At 40.7% G+C, this 14,885-nt stretch carries 18 protein-coding genes; 14 read left to right on the top strand and 4 right to left on the bottom strand.

All coding sequences use genetic code 11. The features are described 5' to 3' along the window. Positions 1–3 precede the first annotated feature (3 nt). From ASF86_RS13560 to ASF86_RS13510, 11 genes are read left to right on the top strand one after another with little or no spacing between them, the layout of a single operon-like run. A complete protein-coding gene (locus tag ASF86_RS13560; protein ID WP_003654902.1) occupies positions 4–432 on the top strand; it encodes an acyl-CoA thioesterase in 429 nt (142 codons plus the stop codon). Further along, positions 432–1,061 (top strand): LolA family protein, encoded by a 630-nt coding sequence (locus tag ASF86_RS13555; RefSeq protein ID WP_005036915.1) that lies wholly within the window; start codon positions 432–434, stop codon positions 1,059–1,061. The genes ASF86_RS13560 and ASF86_RS13555 overlap by 1 nt, the downstream gene beginning before the upstream one ends. Continuing rightward, on the top strand, positions 1,036–3,351 hold the full coding sequence (locus tag ASF86_RS13550) for an MMPL family transporter (RefSeq protein WP_056482859.1): 2,316 nt from the start codon (positions 1,036–1,038) through the stop codon (positions 3,349–3,351). The genes ASF86_RS13555 and ASF86_RS13550 overlap by 26 nt, the downstream gene beginning before the upstream one ends. A 29-nt stretch (positions 3,352–3,380) precedes the next feature. After that, the gene (locus tag ASF86_RS13545; protein WP_056482856.1) at positions 3,381–4,676 is read left to right on the top strand and encodes an NAD(P)/FAD-dependent oxidoreductase; all 1,296 of its coding nucleotides are present in this window, start codon (positions 3,381–3,383) and stop codon (positions 4,674–4,676) included. Between the two features lie 2 nt (positions 4,677–4,678). After that, the gene (locus tag ASF86_RS13540) at positions 4,679–5,224 is read left to right on the top strand and encodes a DUF3261 domain-containing protein (protein WP_056482853.1); all 546 of its coding nucleotides are present in this window, start codon (positions 4,679–4,681) and stop codon (positions 5,222–5,224) included. Then, positions 5,221–6,423 (top strand): beta-ketoacyl-[acyl-carrier-protein] synthase family protein, encoded by a 1,203-nt coding sequence (locus tag ASF86_RS13535; RefSeq protein ID WP_056482851.1) that lies wholly within the window; start codon positions 5,221–5,223, stop codon positions 6,421–6,423. The genes ASF86_RS13540 and ASF86_RS13535 overlap by 4 nt, the downstream gene beginning before the upstream one ends. Beyond that, the gene (locus tag ASF86_RS13530) at positions 6,423–6,848 is read left to right on the top strand and encodes a 3-hydroxylacyl-ACP dehydratase (RefSeq protein WP_000762336.1); all 426 of its coding nucleotides are present in this window, start codon (positions 6,423–6,425) and stop codon (positions 6,846–6,848) included. Before ASF86_RS13535 ends, ASF86_RS13530 begins: the two co-directional genes overlap by 1 nt. A gap of 23 nt (positions 6,849–6,871) precedes the next feature. Next, positions 6,872–7,597 carry a 3-ketoacyl-ACP reductase FabG2 gene (locus ASF86_RS13525; protein ID WP_005044822.1) on the top strand — a complete coding sequence of 242 codons (726 nt, stop codon included), beginning with the start codon at positions 6,872–6,874 and terminating at the stop codon, positions 7,595–7,597. Beyond that, the gene (locus ASF86_RS13520; RefSeq protein WP_056482849.1) at positions 7,597–8,823 is read left to right on the top strand and encodes a beta-ketoacyl-ACP synthase; all 1,227 of its coding nucleotides are present in this window, start codon (positions 7,597–7,599) and stop codon (positions 8,821–8,823) included. Before ASF86_RS13525 ends, ASF86_RS13520 begins: the two co-directional genes overlap by 1 nt. 11 nt (positions 8,824–8,834) lie before the next feature. Further along, positions 8,835–9,269 carry a hypothetical protein gene (locus ASF86_RS13515; RefSeq protein ID WP_005036894.1) on the top strand — a complete coding sequence of 145 codons (435 nt, stop codon included), beginning with the start codon at positions 8,835–8,837 and terminating at the stop codon, positions 9,267–9,269. Positions 9,270–9,293: 24 nt separating this feature from the next. Next, complete coding sequence (locus ASF86_RS13510; RefSeq protein ID WP_056482846.1) at positions 9,294–9,950, top strand: 4'-phosphopantetheinyl transferase family protein; 657 nt, start codon at positions 9,294–9,296, stop codon at positions 9,948–9,950. Positions 9,951–10,018: 68 nt separating this feature from the next. Here ASF86_RS13510 and secB read toward each other — a convergent pair whose 3' ends face one another. The 4 genes from secB to rsgA form a co-directional block, all read right to left on the bottom strand. Beyond that, entirely contained in the window at positions 10,019–10,471 is a 453-nt protein-coding gene (gene secB, locus ASF86_RS13505) for a protein-export chaperone SecB (RefSeq protein ID WP_003654925.1), read from the bottom strand. A 27-nt stretch (positions 10,472–10,498) separates the two neighbouring features. Next, positions 10,499–10,756: a glutaredoxin 3 gene (gene grxC / locus ASF86_RS13500; RefSeq protein ID WP_003654926.1), complete on the bottom strand. Its 258-nt coding sequence runs from the start codon at positions 10,754–10,756 to the stop codon at positions 10,499–10,501. Positions 10,757–10,767: 11 nt separating this feature from the next. Then, positions 10,768–11,184, bottom strand: coding sequence for a rhodanese-like domain-containing protein (locus tag ASF86_RS13495; protein ID WP_003654928.1), 417 nt, complete (start codon positions 11,182–11,184; stop codon positions 10,768–10,770). A 98-nt stretch (positions 11,185–11,282) separates the two neighbouring features. Continuing rightward, entirely contained in the window at positions 11,283–12,344 is a 1,062-nt protein-coding gene (gene rsgA, locus ASF86_RS13490; RefSeq protein WP_004641160.1) for a small ribosomal subunit biogenesis GTPase RsgA, read from the bottom strand. 125 nt (positions 12,345–12,469) lie between these two features. Here rsgA and orn point away from each other — a divergent pair, with 125 nt between their 5' ends. The 3 genes from orn to ASF86_RS13475 all read left to right on the top strand — a co-directional run bounded on the left by orn (position 12,470) and on the right by ASF86_RS13475 (position 14,862). Continuing rightward, complete coding sequence (orn, locus tag ASF86_RS13485) at positions 12,470–13,036, top strand: oligoribonuclease (protein ID WP_005036888.1); 567 nt, start codon at positions 12,470–12,472, stop codon at positions 13,034–13,036. A gap of 153 nt (positions 13,037–13,189) precedes the next feature. Further along, positions 13,190–13,921, top strand: a complete 732-nt coding sequence (locus tag ASF86_RS13480) for a Bax inhibitor-1/YccA family membrane protein (RefSeq protein WP_005036887.1) — start codon at positions 13,190–13,192, stop codon at positions 13,919–13,921. Positions 13,922–14,058: 137 nt separating this feature from the next. Beyond that, positions 14,059–14,862 carry an enoyl-ACP reductase gene (locus ASF86_RS13475; RefSeq protein ID WP_003654938.1) on the top strand — a complete coding sequence of 268 codons (804 nt, stop codon included), beginning with the start codon at positions 14,059–14,061 and terminating at the stop codon, positions 14,860–14,862. Positions 14,863–14,885 lie beyond the last annotated feature (23 nt).

The following is a 14,885-nucleotide window of genomic DNA, read 5'->3' as shown; positions in this document are numbered from 1 at the left end:
CCAATGCATGCAGATGTAATCATTGAAATTCCATTTCATGATGTCGATACCATGAATGTGGTTTGGCATGGACACTATTTAAAATACTTTGAGATTGCGCGCTGTAAATTGCTCGATCAATTTCATTACAACTATATGCAGATGAAAGAATCAGGCTATGCATGGCCTGTGATTGAAAGCCATGTTCGCTATGCATATGGGATTGAGTTTGAACAAAAGATTCGGGTTCGCGCCATTTTAAAAGAATGGGAAAACCGTTTGAAAATTGATTATCTAATTTTTGATGCTGAGTCTGGGAAACGCTTAACCAAAGGTTATACCACTCAAGTGGCGGTGAATATTGAAGCTCGTGAAATGTGTTTTCAGTCACCTCAAGTTTTGTTTGATCGTTTAAATGCGTGGTCTGAGTTTCAACCGAAGAGGAATACGTGATGTCTCAATTCATCAAAACTTTAGGTTTAGGTACTACTATCTGGATGGGTAGTTTAAGTGCTGTCTATGCAGCACCGGCACAGATTACTCAAATTTTTCAGCAATTGTCACAGTCTCCTACTGTTCGTGCTGATTTTGAACAGCAAAAAAAACTGCCGTCGTTGAATAAAACCTTTGTGTCGAACGGCTCGTTATTGTTCGCAAAATCTTATGGCGTGGCATGGCAAATCAAACGCCCAGTACAAGCAGATTTGATTGTTACCCCAACGAAGCTAGTGCAAAAAACGCAGCGTACATTTAGCCAAATTCAAGTGGATCAATCACCTTATAGCTCTGTAGCCACCTTATTTTTGCAGTTAATGTCAGGTAATGAACAGGCCTTGGCAAAGAATTTTAATGTAGTAAGTGCGAACTATAGTCCAGCGGGTTGGAGCATGAGCTTAACTCCGAAAAGTAGCCTGTTTAAAAAGCTGTTTGTGCGTGTTGATGCGCAAGGTCAACAGTACGTTAACCAAATTGTGATTACCGAAAAAGCCAATAATTTGACGACCATTCGTTTTAGTCACCAGACTTCTCAACCGACGACTCTAACGGCTGCTGAGCATGCGCTTTTCCAACTGGCAAAATAAGTTCACCGCGCTTTGGTTAATTGCTCTGCTGTTTATTGCAGTGGGGCTTGGCGTGACGTGGTTGAATAAAGATATTCATATTCAAACCAATATTTTTGCGTTATTGCCTAAAGTTCAGCAAGACCCAGAACTTGCACGTACTCAGCAGTACATGAATGAGCAACTCAACAATAAAGTATTTGTGGTGGTAGATGCCAAAGATGAAGCTGCGATACAACAAGCGACTCATTTCTTAACAGCGCAGGCCAAGCAAAGCCAGTTGTGGCAGCCACTCAAGCCACAACTTGATTTTGATCAATTTGCAAAACAGTTGTATCAACATCGAGCAGGTTTATTGAGTGCTCAAGATCAAGCCTTATTACAAAAGCTGGATTACGAGGCACTGACGGAACAAAGTCTGATGCAGATGATGAGTCCCGGCATGCCTGTCACTGCTGAGTCACTTAAGCAAGACCCGCTATTGTTGTTCCCTCGTTATGCCATGCAGTTGGCGAATCCGTCACAACAAGATATTGAAATGGAGCAGGGCTTTGCGACCATTCACCATGAGCAAGGTATCTCTCGGCTTTTCGTATTACAGTTAACGCAAAGCCCATACAATATTGATTATCAAGAACAAGTATCGAACTGGATTGAGCAAACTAAGCAAAAGTTAACTGCAATGGGATTAAATTCTCATTGGACTGGAACTATTTTATTTTCAAATTTTGGGACGCAATCAGCTAAACAGGAAATTTCAACCATTGGTGTTGGCTCTACATTGGGCTTAATTTTTCTGGTTTGGTTTGGCTTTCGTTCATTGCGACCTTTGGCAACCGAATTTATTGCTGTTTCGACCGGAAGCTTTGTAGCATTTGCGATCACCCATTGGGTGTTTGGTGAAATTCACCTCATGACATTAGTATTCGGCGCGAGTCTCATTGGTGTTTGTGTCGACTTTTCATTTTATTTTATGGCGATGCAATCGCAGCATAGAAAGCTTGGTGGTTTTCAAATTTTAAAACCGCTATTACCAAGTTTGTTTATGGGCTTAATGACCACATTGGTTGCTTACATCTTTTTGAGTTTTACTCCATTTCCTGGGTTCAAGCAGATTGCAGTCTTTTCAATTGTAGGATTAACCGCGGCGTGGATCAGTAGTGTACTGCTATTACCAAGGTTACCTGCACTCAATGCCCAACCAGCAATAAAAGCACTGTCGTGGATTGGACAAGCTCGGTTATGGTTTCAACAGCGAGCTAAGATACGTTATGCCTTGATTGCAGTCATTTTAGCAGTAGGTACAGCGAGTCTTTTCTATCTCAAAAGTAACGATGATATTCGTAATCTACAAGGTATGGACGCGAGCTTAAAACAGCAAGACCAAGCGGTTCGTGAGCAATTTGGCCAACAACAAAGCAGTGATTATTTTGTAGTACGAGCAGCATCTGTAAATGAAATGCAGCAACAAGAGCAGCAACTGATTGGACACTTGCAACAGTTACAGTCACAAGGAAAAATCAGTGCATTTCAAGCTCTGGGGCAATGGATTCCACCATTGGCAGAGCAGCAAAACAATGTACAACTATTAAGAAATATTCCAACAGCGACTTTGCAGCAATATGCGCAAAGTATGGGGCTAAATGTCACTGATGTTTTACAGTGGCAACAGCAACTGGCAACACAACCACTATTAGATTTTGCTGTATTTAAAGATCATCCTTTAGCTTTTTTACAGCCTCAAGTCAGTGAACGGTTAGTGATGGTGACAGGAGTGAAACAGCCTGAAGTGTTAAAGCAGCTTCAGAATGATCACATACATTTCCAGCAACCTATTACCGAAATGTCACAAATGTTTGCTGAACATCGAGTTCAGGCTCAACATCTTCTGATTTATGCCTTAATTGGTCTGGCGGTTGGTTTAGCGCTTATTTATGGACTAAGTTCGATTGTGCCATTGGTTCTGCCAGTAAGTTTGGCATTACTGAGCACTTTTGCTGTTCAGGCATGGTTAGGTGTCGAGATTAACCTGTTTAGCATTATGGCAACTTTCCTGATTATCGGAATTGGAGTCGACTATGCAATTTTTTACCGACATGGACATGATCACCCACAAGTGGTTGGAATGGCGTTATTTTTATGTATGATGTCCACCTTACTGGGCTTTGGATTACTTTCATTTAGCCATACTTATGCAATTCATTGTTTTGGTTTAACGGTTTTATTCGGGGTTATTTTCTCGTTTATCTATGCGACTTTATTAACCCCCGCAGATGAAAAACATATCGTGAATTTACAAGACCATTCATAATTTGAATAAATTAAAAAGGAAGTTGTGCTATGAGCACTATAGAAAAAATTGACGTCGTAATTATTGGGGCTGGACCATCAGGTAGTTCTGCTGCGGCACTTCTTCGAAAAAAGGGTTATACCGTTACGGTCATTGAAAAACAGCATTTCCCACGTTTTTCGATTGGTGAGTCATTGTTACCGCAATCTATGGCATTTTTAGAAGAGGCTGGTTTATTAGAAACGGTCCGTGAGCATGTTGATCAATACGCTTTTCAATTTAAAAATGGCGCGGCTTTTTTACGCGGTGAACAACGTAGTTTTTATGACTTTACAGAAAAATTTACGGATGGGCCGGGGACGACTTGGCAAGTTCGCCGTGCAGATTTTGACAATTTATTAGCAAAGCAGGCACAAGTTTATGGTGCTGACATACGCTTTGGACATGAGGTTTTAGATGTTGATGTTGCATCTGAACAACCTGTACTTACTATATTAAATGAAGAACAACAGCGTTATCAGATTCAAACCAAGTTTTTGTTAGATGCGAGTGGTTTTGGGCGAATTTTGCCAAAGCTTTTAGATTTAGAGAGCCCATCAAACTTTCCGGTACGTCGTGCACTGTTTACTCATATTGAAGATGGTATTACAGACGACCCTGAGTTTGACCGCAATAAAATTTTAATTACTGTGCACGAAAAAGATCATCGCGCATGGTATTGGCTCATTCCATTTGCAGATGGTCGTGCTTCTTTAGGTGTGGTTGCAGAACAAGATTTTTTTGACAAATATACGGTCGAAAATGCTGAAGATAATGAACCTGAGGCAATGTTTAAGCGTATTTTAGCCGATGAGCCAAGCTTGTCACATGTATTGCGCCGTGCAAGAGTTGATACACCAGTACGCACCTTGGTGGGTTACTCAGCGAATGTAAAACACTTGGCAGGCCACAACTATGCACTATTGGGTAATGCCGGTGAGTTTCTCGATCCCGTCTTTTCATCGGGTGTGACGATCGCTTTAAAATCTTCCAGCTTAGCTGCACCTTTGGTTGAGCGTGTCTTGCAAGGTGAGCAGGTAGACTGGTTGCAAGAATATGAAAAACCATTACGCCGTGGTATTCAGGTGTTTCGTGCCTATGTTGAGTCATGGTATGAAGGCGAGTTTCAAGATGTAGTGTTCTCGCAAAATCAGAATGAAGGCATTCGCCGTATGATTTCTTCCTTACTGGCTGGTTATGCGTGGGATGAAAAAAATCCAATCCATAAAAATGCCAAACGTCGACTTACTACTTTGGCGGAATATTGTCGTGAGGGCTTGGCACAAGAACAGGCACTTGAGGGCTAATCATGCAACGCAAATGGGCAACGATATTACTCAGTAGCTTTATATTTTTAAATGGTTGTCAGGTCATGCCACACGCCAAAGGGCTGCAAAGCCCACTATGGCAGGCACAAGCTTATCAACGGCAAGATCAGGTTGAAGTTCAGTGGAAGCAGCAAAGTTTTAGCTTCTTGTTATACCAACAGCAAAAGGGTGCTGTACTGGATATGGTGGCTTTGAGCCTGACAGGCCAACAATTATTTAAGTTACAGTTTGATGGGCATCGTGTTCATGTTGAACAACGTATTGAACAAATGCGTTTATTGCCTTTTGAGTTTGTGGTACGTGACCTTTTATTTGCGACATACCCTCAATTTTCACATTTAGGGCAGCAAGCTATAGAGATGAAACAACAAGCAGGCATGCAAGTTGTTTATATTGAAAAGCAGCCTGTGTTGCAGCTTAAACAGGGACAAGGAAGCATTGAATTGATTAATCAACAAGTCCCTTATACCATGACGCTGAGTTCGATTGAAAATACGTTGCAAACAGAAGAAAGTCCTACACCATGAAACATTTACCTTCAGAAAATGCAGCCACAATGGCAGTAGGCATACAATTAAGTGTCGGTTTATCTGCATTAGGTTGCGAACTTAATCAAATCAAACAGGCATTACAACAGCCACAGCAAACCTTAAGTTTGCGAGATGATTTAATCGCTGATCGTAATGTTTGGGTGGGGCAATATACACATCCATTATGCTCGAATGTACCAGACACCTTACATTTTGTAGATTCACGTAATCTACGTTTTGCATTAACTGCATTATCTGAAATCGAAGCGGCGTTAAGAGACTATACGGCATCCTTTGAAAATAAACGTTTGGCCATTGTGGTGGGTACATCCACTTCAGGTATTGCAGATAATGAATTATTACTTAAGCAATATTTTCAAGGGGAAACTGCTCTTTCAATATCTCACTATCCACAAGAAATGAGCTGTTTAGCAAAAGCATTGCAGCAGTACTTAGGATGGGAAGGGCCTGCATATACTATTTCGACCGCTTGCTCTTCAAGCGCGAAAGCATTAGCTGCGGGGCAGCGTTTACTTCATGCAGATTTAGCCGATGTTGTACTGGTGGGTGGCGTCGATACCTTATGCCAGTTGACACTAAATGGATTTAATAGCCTAGAAAGTTTATCTGAACAGACTTGCCAACCCTGCGGTGTGAAACGTGATGGCATTAATATTGGTGAAGCTGCTGCATTTTTTGTATTAAGTAAAGCCACTGCTCCTGTGATGTTAATGGGTGCTGGTGAATCTATGGATGCATGGCATATTTCGGCTCCACATCCTGAAGGCAAAGGTGCAGCATTAGCTATGCAACGTGCGCTAGATATGGCTCATATTTCAGCTCAAGAGGTGGGCTATATCAACTTGCACGGCACAGCAACTCCACAAAATGACGCAATGGAAATTAAGGCCGTACGACAAGTTTTTGGTGATTATCAGGTTGCTTTAAGTAGCACCAAACACAAAACTGGACATTGCCTTGGTGCAGCTGGCGCTATAGAAGCTTTTATTTGTGAACAAGTTCTAAAAGATCAAAGTTGGTTGCCATTGCATCAAAATGTTGAGATTGATCCGGATTTGGCTGACCAAAACTATGTGCAAGATGCCGAACTAAAACAGCCCATTCGCTATGTCATGAGTAATTCTTTTGCTTTTGGGGGAAGTAATATTAGTCTTGTTTTTGGAGTGAAGCCCTAATGAAACTTGATGCAATTCAATATATTCCTCATGAGCAGCCTATGGTTTTTATTGACCATTTAACTGATGTTGCAGAAGGGCGGGCACAAGCTGAACTCACGATTACACCCGAGCTCATGTTTTGTGAAGCAGAAGGCTTGCCGACATGGGCAAGTATTGAAATTATGGCACAAACGATTAGTGCTTACTCAGGCTGGCAAGGTCAGCAGTCAAAACAAGCGCCAAAAGTCGGTTTTTTATTGGGAACACGTAAATTAAATTTACCGATCCCTTATTTCGCTTTAGGTTCACGATTGATCATTCAAATAGAACAACAATATTTTCATGAAGGACTTGGGCAATTTTCCTGTGAAATCCAATATGCTGAACACTGCATTCAGGCAACGTTAAGTGTATTTGAGCCAACAGAAACACCATTTGAATAACCACAAAGAATTAGGAATATATTGTGACAAGACGAATTTTAGTAACGGGTTCAAGTCGAGGAATTGGGAAAGCGATTGCATTACAACTTGCAAAGGCGGGTTTTGATGTAACTGTGCATGCACGTTCGCGTCAGGCAGATGCAGAACAAGTCGTACAAGAGATTCAAGCGCTAGGACAAAATAGCCATTATTTAATGTTTGATGTCACTGAACGCCAAACCGTTCAACAGATTTTAGAACAAGATGTAGAACAGCATGGTGGATTCTATGGTGTTGTATTGAATGCAGGTCTTACCCATGATGGTGCTTTCCCAGCTTTAACAGATCAAGACTGGGATGAAGTTATTTCGACTTCCTTAGATGGTTTTTATAACGTATTAAAACCATTAGTTATGCCAATGATTCATTTGCGTAAAGGCGGTCGTATAGTCACTCTATCTTCGGTTTCTGGCATTATGGGTAACCGTGGACAGGTCAACTACAGTGCTGCAAAAGCAGGGTTGATTGGTGCGACCAAGGCCTTGGCACTCGAATTGGCCAAGCGAAAAATTACCGTGAACTGTGTAGCACCTGGCCTGATTGAAACTGAAATGGTTACCGATGAAGTCAAAGAGCATGCACTTAAAATGATTCCGTTACAACGCATGGGACAAGTCGATGAAGTTGCTAGCGTGGTGAAATTCTTGTGTTCAGATGAAGCTTCTTATGTGACCCGACAGGTTATTTCTGTGAATGGGGGACTCATCTGATGAAACGTGTTGTTGTGACAGGAATGGCAGGGATTACTTCTTTAGGTGAAACCTCTGATGAGATTTTTGCCCAATTTGAAGCGGCTAAAAGTGGTATTCGCTACATGCCAGAATGGGAGCAATATGTTGACCTTCGGACCAAGCTTGCTGGACCTGTTGAAACTTTTCATGTTCCAAAACATTTTAACCGTAAAGTCACCCGTGGTATGGGGCGTGTTGCGCTCATGTCTGTGGTTTGTGCCGAAACTGCTTTGCAAAATGCTGGCTTGCTTGGACACGAAATTTTATCTAGTGGCGAAGCGGGTGTTGCCTTTGGTTCTTCTGCGGGTAGCGTAGAGGCCGTGGGTGAGTTTGCCAGCATGTTGCTTCATCAGAGCATGAGTAAGATCAATGCCACCACTTATATTCGTATGATGGCCCATACAAGTGCGGTGAACATGACCGTATATTTTGGTCTAAAAGGCTTAACTTTACCCACATCAAGTGCATGTACCTCTGGTTCTATGGCCATTGGTCAGGCCTATGAAGCGATTAAATATGGCAAACAACAGGTCATGATTGCGGGTGGTGCAGAAGAACTCAGTGCAGCAGGTGCTGCGGTTTTTGATGTATTGTTCGCGACCAGTGGAATGAATGACCAACCAGAAAAAACACCACGCCCATTTGATGCTAAGCGGGATGGATTGGTGATTGGTGAAGGAGCAGGCTGTTTAATTTTAGAAGAATACGAACATGCCAAAGCTCGAGGTGCTCATATCTATGCAGAAGTGATTGGCTACGGTAGCAATACTGATGGTCAACATGTCACTCGCCCCGAGGCAGAAATGATGGGTCGCTGTATGCAATTGGCACTTAAAGATGCATCTGTAGAAGCTAAAGACATTGCTTATGTAAATGCGCATGGCACCTCAACTGATCAGGGCGATGTAGCAGAAAGTCAGGCGACAGCAGCAGTTTTGGGACGTAAGCCGATCAGCTCTTTAAAAAGCTACTTTGGACATACGCTGGGGGCATGTGGAGCTATTGAAGCTTGGCTGAGCATTGAAATGATGAATCGTAGTCGCTTTATTCCAACTTTAAATCTAGATGAAGTCGATCCACTGTGCGGCGATCTGGATTATATCGTTCAGCAGCCAAGAACTCTGGATGCTGACATTATTATGAGCAATAACTTTGCTTTTGGCGGAATTAATACTTCGCTTATTTTTAAACGTGTTAAACAATAAGGAACACAACAATGTTAAATAAAAAACTTTTATTTGTAGCAATGCTAAGTGCGGGTTTTACTGCCACTGTTCAGGCTGGAGATGAAGTACATCAGTTAAATTTTAAAGAAGCTGTAGACCGTGCAGTTGCGGATGGCACTTTAGATGGTTCAGTAAAGTTTTATTTAAAGGGTACAAAATCTGGTGGTAAAGTCATTCAAAAAGATGCGGTGACCAATAAAAAGACCAATGGTTTTGGTAAGTCAGCAGCAACGTCTTGTGATTGGGTTTTACGTTCAGCACTCATCCAAATGCAAAACAATGCTAAAGCACAAGGTGCAAACGCGGTTACCAATATTGTGAGCTATTTTAAAGCCAATGAAACCACAAGTACGACAACTTACGATTGCTATAAAGGTGCCATGATGGCGGGGGTTACCTTAAAAGGCGACGTGGTTAAATTCTAATTAATTTTAAATAAGGTCGGGATAATGTCTAAGCGTAATATTGAAGTCTACACACAGACATTGTCCCAGCTTCTTTTAAAATCTAAACAAGACTTCCCTGACTTTCGTACATTTAATCATTATAAAAAACAGCAAATACATAACATTAGAAACGAGCTGATAGCACAGAAATTGCAAATTACAATAACGGATTTAGTGTTTGCAAAGCATGAGCATGGCAAGCCATATTTATTGAATCACGATTTAGATTTCAATCACTCTCATAGCCAACAGTATTATGCTTTAGCGATGAGCCCGCATGTTAAAGATATCGGTGTAGATGTTGAAGAACTAGACCGTAAAGTTCGTTTGGAAGCTTTAGCCCAGCATGCATTTCATCCTGATGAATATGAAACGTGGCTAAGCTTAGAACAAGACAGAGAATACTGGTTTAAAGTCTGGACGACTAAAGAAGCTGTTCTAAAAGCATCGGGCCTCGGCATAAGGTTAGATTTAAATACTTTAAATACTCAAGCACATCTTACAGACAATGGCGGAATATGTTCTCATCCACTTATTGGGACATTTGCTTATCAAAATTTTGTTTTAGGCAATATGATGCTAACAGTGGCATGGCGCTCAGAATTATCTTGCCGCGGTTTTCAGTTTCCAACTATTCAGCTTCATTCACTTGATTCTTAATAAGTGAAATAGTAGACATAAAAAAACCGCGATAAACGCGGTTTTTTACTAAAGGAAAAGCTAAAAAATTAAGCTTGACCTTCAACAGCTTGAGCACGTTGCATATTTGCTTCGAACTCTGCATCAAAGTTGATTGGAGTAAGAAGTAACTGTGGGAAGCTACCTTTAGTCACTAAATCATTTACCGCTTCACGTAAGAACGGGAACAAAATATTTGGGCAATAAGCGCCTAAAATATAAGGTAAACGATCTTCTTCGATATTATCAATCAAGAAAATACCTGATTGAGTGATATCTACAATGAACGCTGTTTCGTTGTCGTTATCGGCTTGTACCACAACTTTTAAAGAAACTTCAAAATGAGTTGGATCAATTTTTTCTGCAGCAGAAGAAAGATTGATATTGAGTTCAGGTTGCCATTGTTTAGTAAAAACCTGCGCCCCTGGAACCTCAAAAGAAATATCTTTTGTATAAATACGCTCTAAAGCTAATTGTGGTTGAACTTGTTGTTCTTCGCTCATTGTTTTTTCCTTAATATGGATGCGATGTTAAGCCAATAATTCGTCGAGTTTACCTTCACGCTCTAAAGCATAAAGTTGGTCAAAACCGCCAATAAACTGATCGTTAATAAAAATTTGTGGGACAGTACGATGATTCGTGCGTTGCATTAATTCAACACGTACTTCCGGTGCTTCAACAGAAAGATTTACTTCTTTGTAAGCAATACCTTTACGCTCAAGTAACTGTTTAGCTCGAACGCAATACGGGCATACAGAAGTTGAGTAAACAATGACATTTGCAGTCATAATAATTCTCCTTAAGCTTTTGGTTTGCTTTTTACAAGAGGTAAGCCTTGTGCTTTCCAGTTACTAATACCACCATCAAGACGATAGCTGTCATGGTGAGCAACTTTTTGCAAAGCACTACCAGCAACTTGCCCGAGGTTGCAAATAAATACCAATGGACGCTCACTTGCTTTTAATTCATCAGCATGACTTGCAATTTGGCTGAAAGGAATATTGCGGCTGCCACTAATATGACCTTCACGGAAGTCTTTACTATCGCGCAAGTCGATCAGTATGGCATTTTTCGCTTTCACTAAAATACCAAGCGACTGTGGTGAAATTTTACGACCGTTACGTTGACCTTCAAAAATGAAGAACAACACGACCAAGACTCCGAGCGTACCAAACAAAATGGGGTGATTCCCCATAAACTCTAACCAGCGTTCCACAAGTCACCTAAAAAAAATTAAAAACAAAATTGACCTAGAGTATAGCGTATATAGATGGTGATCAAAATCACCACTTCAAGTGCAAAGCGGACAGAAAATTAGTTTTTTTGCTGTGCTTCTTGAATCTCATCATTTAAACGCAAAAAGCTATCTAGGCGCCGTGGTAAAATTTCACCAGATTCTACAGCGTGTTTTAACCCACAGTTCTTTTCATGAGTATGGGTGCAATTACGGAATTGGCAAGAACCCAAATGTGCTTCAATTTCTGGAAAGCCCATACGAATTTTTTCTAAATCAAGATGCCAAAGCCCAAATTCACGAATTCCCGGTGAGTCGATTAATGCGCCATTTTTACCGAAATTCATTAAACGTGTAGAGGTTGTTGTGTGCTGACCAAGTGCAGAGTTTTCAGAAATAATATTTGTTTTTTGCTCTGCATCTGGAATTAATACATTAATTAAAGAACTTTTCCCTACACCCGATTGACCAACGAAAGCTACCGTTTCGCCATCTAAACGTTCAGATAAAGCAGAGATATCTCCCTTTTTAGACTGACAAATCATCACCTCATAACCCAAAGTTTTATATTCTTCTAATAGCGTGAGAATTGGGTCATTTTCAGTGAGTAAATCTGATTTATTTAAGACTAAAAGTGCAGGAATGTTAGCGTCTGCGCAAGCCACTAAATAACGGTCGATTAATGTCGGAGCTGGTTCAGGAAGGGGAGAAAATACAATTACAATCAAACTGATATTTGCTGCAACTGGTTTAACCTTGTGATAACGATCTGGACGAGTAAGTAACGAGTTGCGTGGATGAATGGCAGTAATAATGCCTAAACCCGTGTTTGGGTCAGCCTGCCATTTAACTCTGTCACCAGTCACAAGTAACTCAAGGTTAGTTCGAGTGTGACAGCGCCATACGCTTTTGAGTTCGATAGGTTTCCAGAATGGTTCTGGCTCTCCTTCGGCAACTTGAGGTTTTTCTGGGTGATGCTCAGGTACAGAGAGTGCCTGTACTTCGAGTTGGCGGCCATAATGTTGTACAACGAGTCCGTCCAGATCTTGTGAAGTATCGGCCTCTTCTTGGCGAGTTTTGTGCTGTTTTTCAATACGACGTTGCTGCTGTTCAGTTAAACGACGCTTACGAATTAAAGCCATTCATATCCCAAAAAAACCACTGTTTGAAGATGGCAAAAATAGCATGAAGCGGCTATAGAATTACAGCGCAGATGCAAGAAATTTGCTACTATTGATGTTTTTACGGCATTTTAGAACGTACATACATGAGCAGTACTTTAAATACACGATTAATTTGGATTGATCTGGAAATGACCGGTTTAGATACCGATAATGACCAAATTATTGAAATCGCAACAATTATTACAGATGATAATTTAAATGTACTTGCCGAAGGTCCGGTCTTGGCTATCCATCAACCTGATCGTATTTTAAATGCAATGGATGAGTGGAATACCCGCCAACATGGACAATCTGGGTTAGTTGAGCGAGTTCGTCGTAGCAAATTGACAGCTCGTGATGCTGAGCTACAGACTTTAGAATTCCTAAAAAAATGGGTCAATCCAAAAGTTTCACCGATGTGCGGTAACTCGATTTGTCAGGATCGCCGCTTCTTACATCGTCTTATGCCTGAGCTTGAGCAATATTTCCATTATCGTAATCTTGACGTGTCTACCGTAAAAGAACTTTCAAAACGCTGGCGCCCTGAAATCATGAGCGGTCTGAAAAAGAATGCATCGCATTTAGCAATGGATGATATTCGTGACTCAATTTCTGAATTGAAATATTACCGTGAATACTTCTTTATTATGAACACTGACGGTAAAGATTGATTACGTTGTATACGTAATATGAAAGGGGGCTGCTGCCCCTTTTTTTATTGCTTAAAGGACATTGTTACAATAATGCCAATCGGCTGATTTGGCTTTCATATTCATTTTGCTTAAAATGATGTTTTAAATTTTTATTATAAAAAGAGAGCATTTATGCAAAGTAATAACCCGATACTGACACGTGTTGAAACGGTCAGTGACTATAGTCAACCAATGACTGTGCAAGGTGCGATTCAAAAATCTGTTATGTTGACGGTCATTGCAGCGGCTGTGGGCATTGCTTTATTTTTCTACGCAGCTTTTACTGCAAATGTTGGTATTGCTTACGCCGCTTCAATTGTCGGTGCAATTGGTGGCTTGGTTTTAGCTTTGATTGCCACATTTAAACCGACAACTGCACCAACCTTAGCAATTCCATATGCTTTATTTGAAGGTGCATTTTTAGGCGGTATTTCTTTTACTTTTCAAATGAAGTACCCAGGTGTGCCTTTACAAGCATTACTTGCCACGTTCGTGACAACATTGGTGATGTTTGGTCTATATAAATTTCAGATTGTACGTGCGACAGAAAAATTTAAGTCAGTTGTGATATCTGCATCTCTGGCTATTTTTCTTGTGTTTATCGTGCAGATGATCATGCGTTTAGCCTTTGGTTCAAGCATTCCTTATATTTTTGAAAGTAACTGGTTAGGCATTGGCTTTGCTGCATTTATTGCTGTGATTGCGTCACTAAACCTGATTTTAGATTTCGATTTAATTGAAACCAACGCAGCTTATCGTGCTCCAAAATTTATGGAGTGGTTATGTGGAATTGCATTACTCTCAACTTTAGTTTGGATGTATATCTCTTTTTTACGTTTGATTGGTTTGTTATCTGACGACTAAAATTATATTCATCTAGAAGTCGCTCCTCATAAGGGGCGATTTTTTTTCGTGCGATTTTTGAAAAAAGATGCATTATGCAATTTCGAAAACCGTTGAATATTGGCATTATGCTTTAAATTGTTTTGAGTGAGATCGGCATGACACAAGGACTTTTAGCAGGTAAACGCTTTTTGATTGCAGGCGTTGCTAGTAAATTATCAATTGCTTTTGGTATTGCCCAAGCATTACACCGCGAAGGTGCAGAGCTTGCGTTTACTTATCCAAACGAAAAATTAAAAAAACGTGTGGATGAATTTGCTGAGCAATTCGGTTCTAAGCTTGTGTTCCCATGTGATGTTGCAGTTGATAGCGAAATTGACAATGCATTTGCAGAACTTGCAAAACATTGGGATGGTCTAGATGGCGTAGTTCACTCTATCGGCTTTGCTCCTGCACATACACTTGATGGTGATTTTACTGACGTGACTGACCGTGACGGTTTTAAAGTTGCTCATGACATCAGTGCATACAGCTTTATTGCGATGGCACGTGCTGCAAAACCATTATTACAAGCTCGCCAAGGTTGTTTATTGACTTTGACTTACCAAGGTTCTGAGCGCGTTATGCCTAACTATAATGTTATGGGTATGGCAAAAGCTTCTTTAGAAGCTGGTGTTCGTTACTTAGCATCAAGCTTAGGTGTTGACGGTATTCGTGTAAACGCGATTTCTGCGGGTCCAATCCGTACTTTGGCTGCTTCTGGTATTAAATCTTTCCGTAAAATGTTAGATGCTAATGAAAAAGTTGCACCATTAAAACGCAACGTAACCATTGACGAAGTGGGTAATGCAGCATTGTTCCTTTGTTCACCTTGGGCTTCAGGTATCACAGGTGAAATTCTATATGTAGATGCTGGTTTCAATACTGTTGGTATGAGCCAATCTATGATGGATGATGAATAAGTTTTAAAATTTATTTAGACATA

This window comes from Acinetobacter sp. Leaf130 (assembly GCF_001423205.1).
GTDB classification, from domain to species: Bacteria; Pseudomonadota; Gammaproteobacteria; order Pseudomonadales; family Moraxellaceae; genus Acinetobacter; species Acinetobacter calcoaceticus.
This window is presented reverse-complemented; position numbering and strand designations above follow the sequence as displayed.

Bases quoted from the DNA above. Each gene is read 5' to 3' on its own strand.
- ASF86_RS13535 (WP_056482851.1), top strand. From the start codon at position 5,221: ATGAAACATTTACCTTCAGAAAATGCAGCCACAATGGCAGTAGGCATA.
- grxC (WP_003654926.1), bottom strand. From the start codon at position 10,756: ATGACTGCAAATGTCATTGTTTACTCAACTTCTGTATGCCCGTATTGC.
- ASF86_RS13540 (WP_056482853.1), top strand. From the start codon at position 4,679: ATGCAACGCAAATGGGCAACGATATTACTCAGTAGCTTTATATTTTTA.
- ASF86_RS13475 (WP_003654938.1), top strand. From the start codon at position 14,059: ATGACACAAGGACTTTTAGCAGGTAAACGCTTTTTGATTGCAGGCGTT.
- orn (WP_005036888.1), top strand. From the start codon at position 12,470: ATGAGCAGTACTTTAAATACACGATTAATTTGGATTGATCTGGAAATG.
- rsgA (WP_004641160.1), bottom strand. From the start codon at position 12,344: ATGGCTTTAATTCGTAAGCGTCGTTTAACTGAACAGCAGCAACGTCGT.
- ASF86_RS13520 (WP_056482849.1), top strand. From the start codon at position 7,597: ATGAAACGTGTTGTTGTGACAGGAATGGCAGGGATTACTTCTTTAGGT.
- ASF86_RS13530 (WP_000762336.1), top strand. From the start codon at position 6,423: ATGAAACTTGATGCAATTCAATATATTCCTCATGAGCAGCCTATGGTT.
- ASF86_RS13480 (WP_005036887.1), top strand. From the start codon at position 13,190: ATGCAAAGTAATAACCCGATACTGACACGTGTTGAAACGGTCAGTGAC.
- ASF86_RS13560 (WP_003654902.1), top strand. From the start codon at position 4: ATGCATGCAGATGTAATCATTGAAATTCCATTTCATGATGTCGATACC.
- ASF86_RS13550 (WP_056482859.1), top strand. From the start codon at position 1,036: ATGCGCTTTTCCAACTGGCAAAATAAGTTCACCGCGCTTTGGTTAATT.
- ASF86_RS13545 (WP_056482856.1), top strand. From the start codon at position 3,381: ATGAGCACTATAGAAAAAATTGACGTCGTAATTATTGGGGCTGGACCA.
- ASF86_RS13515 (WP_005036894.1), top strand. From the start codon at position 8,835: ATGTTAAATAAAAAACTTTTATTTGTAGCAATGCTAAGTGCGGGTTTT.
- secB (WP_003654925.1), bottom strand. From the start codon at position 10,471: ATGAGCGAAGAACAACAAGTTCAACCACAATTAGCTTTAGAGCGTATT.
- ASF86_RS13510 (WP_056482846.1), top strand. From the start codon at position 9,294: ATGTCTAAGCGTAATATTGAAGTCTACACACAGACATTGTCCCAGCTT.
- ASF86_RS13555 (WP_005036915.1), top strand. From the start codon at position 432: ATGTCTCAATTCATCAAAACTTTAGGTTTAGGTACTACTATCTGGATG.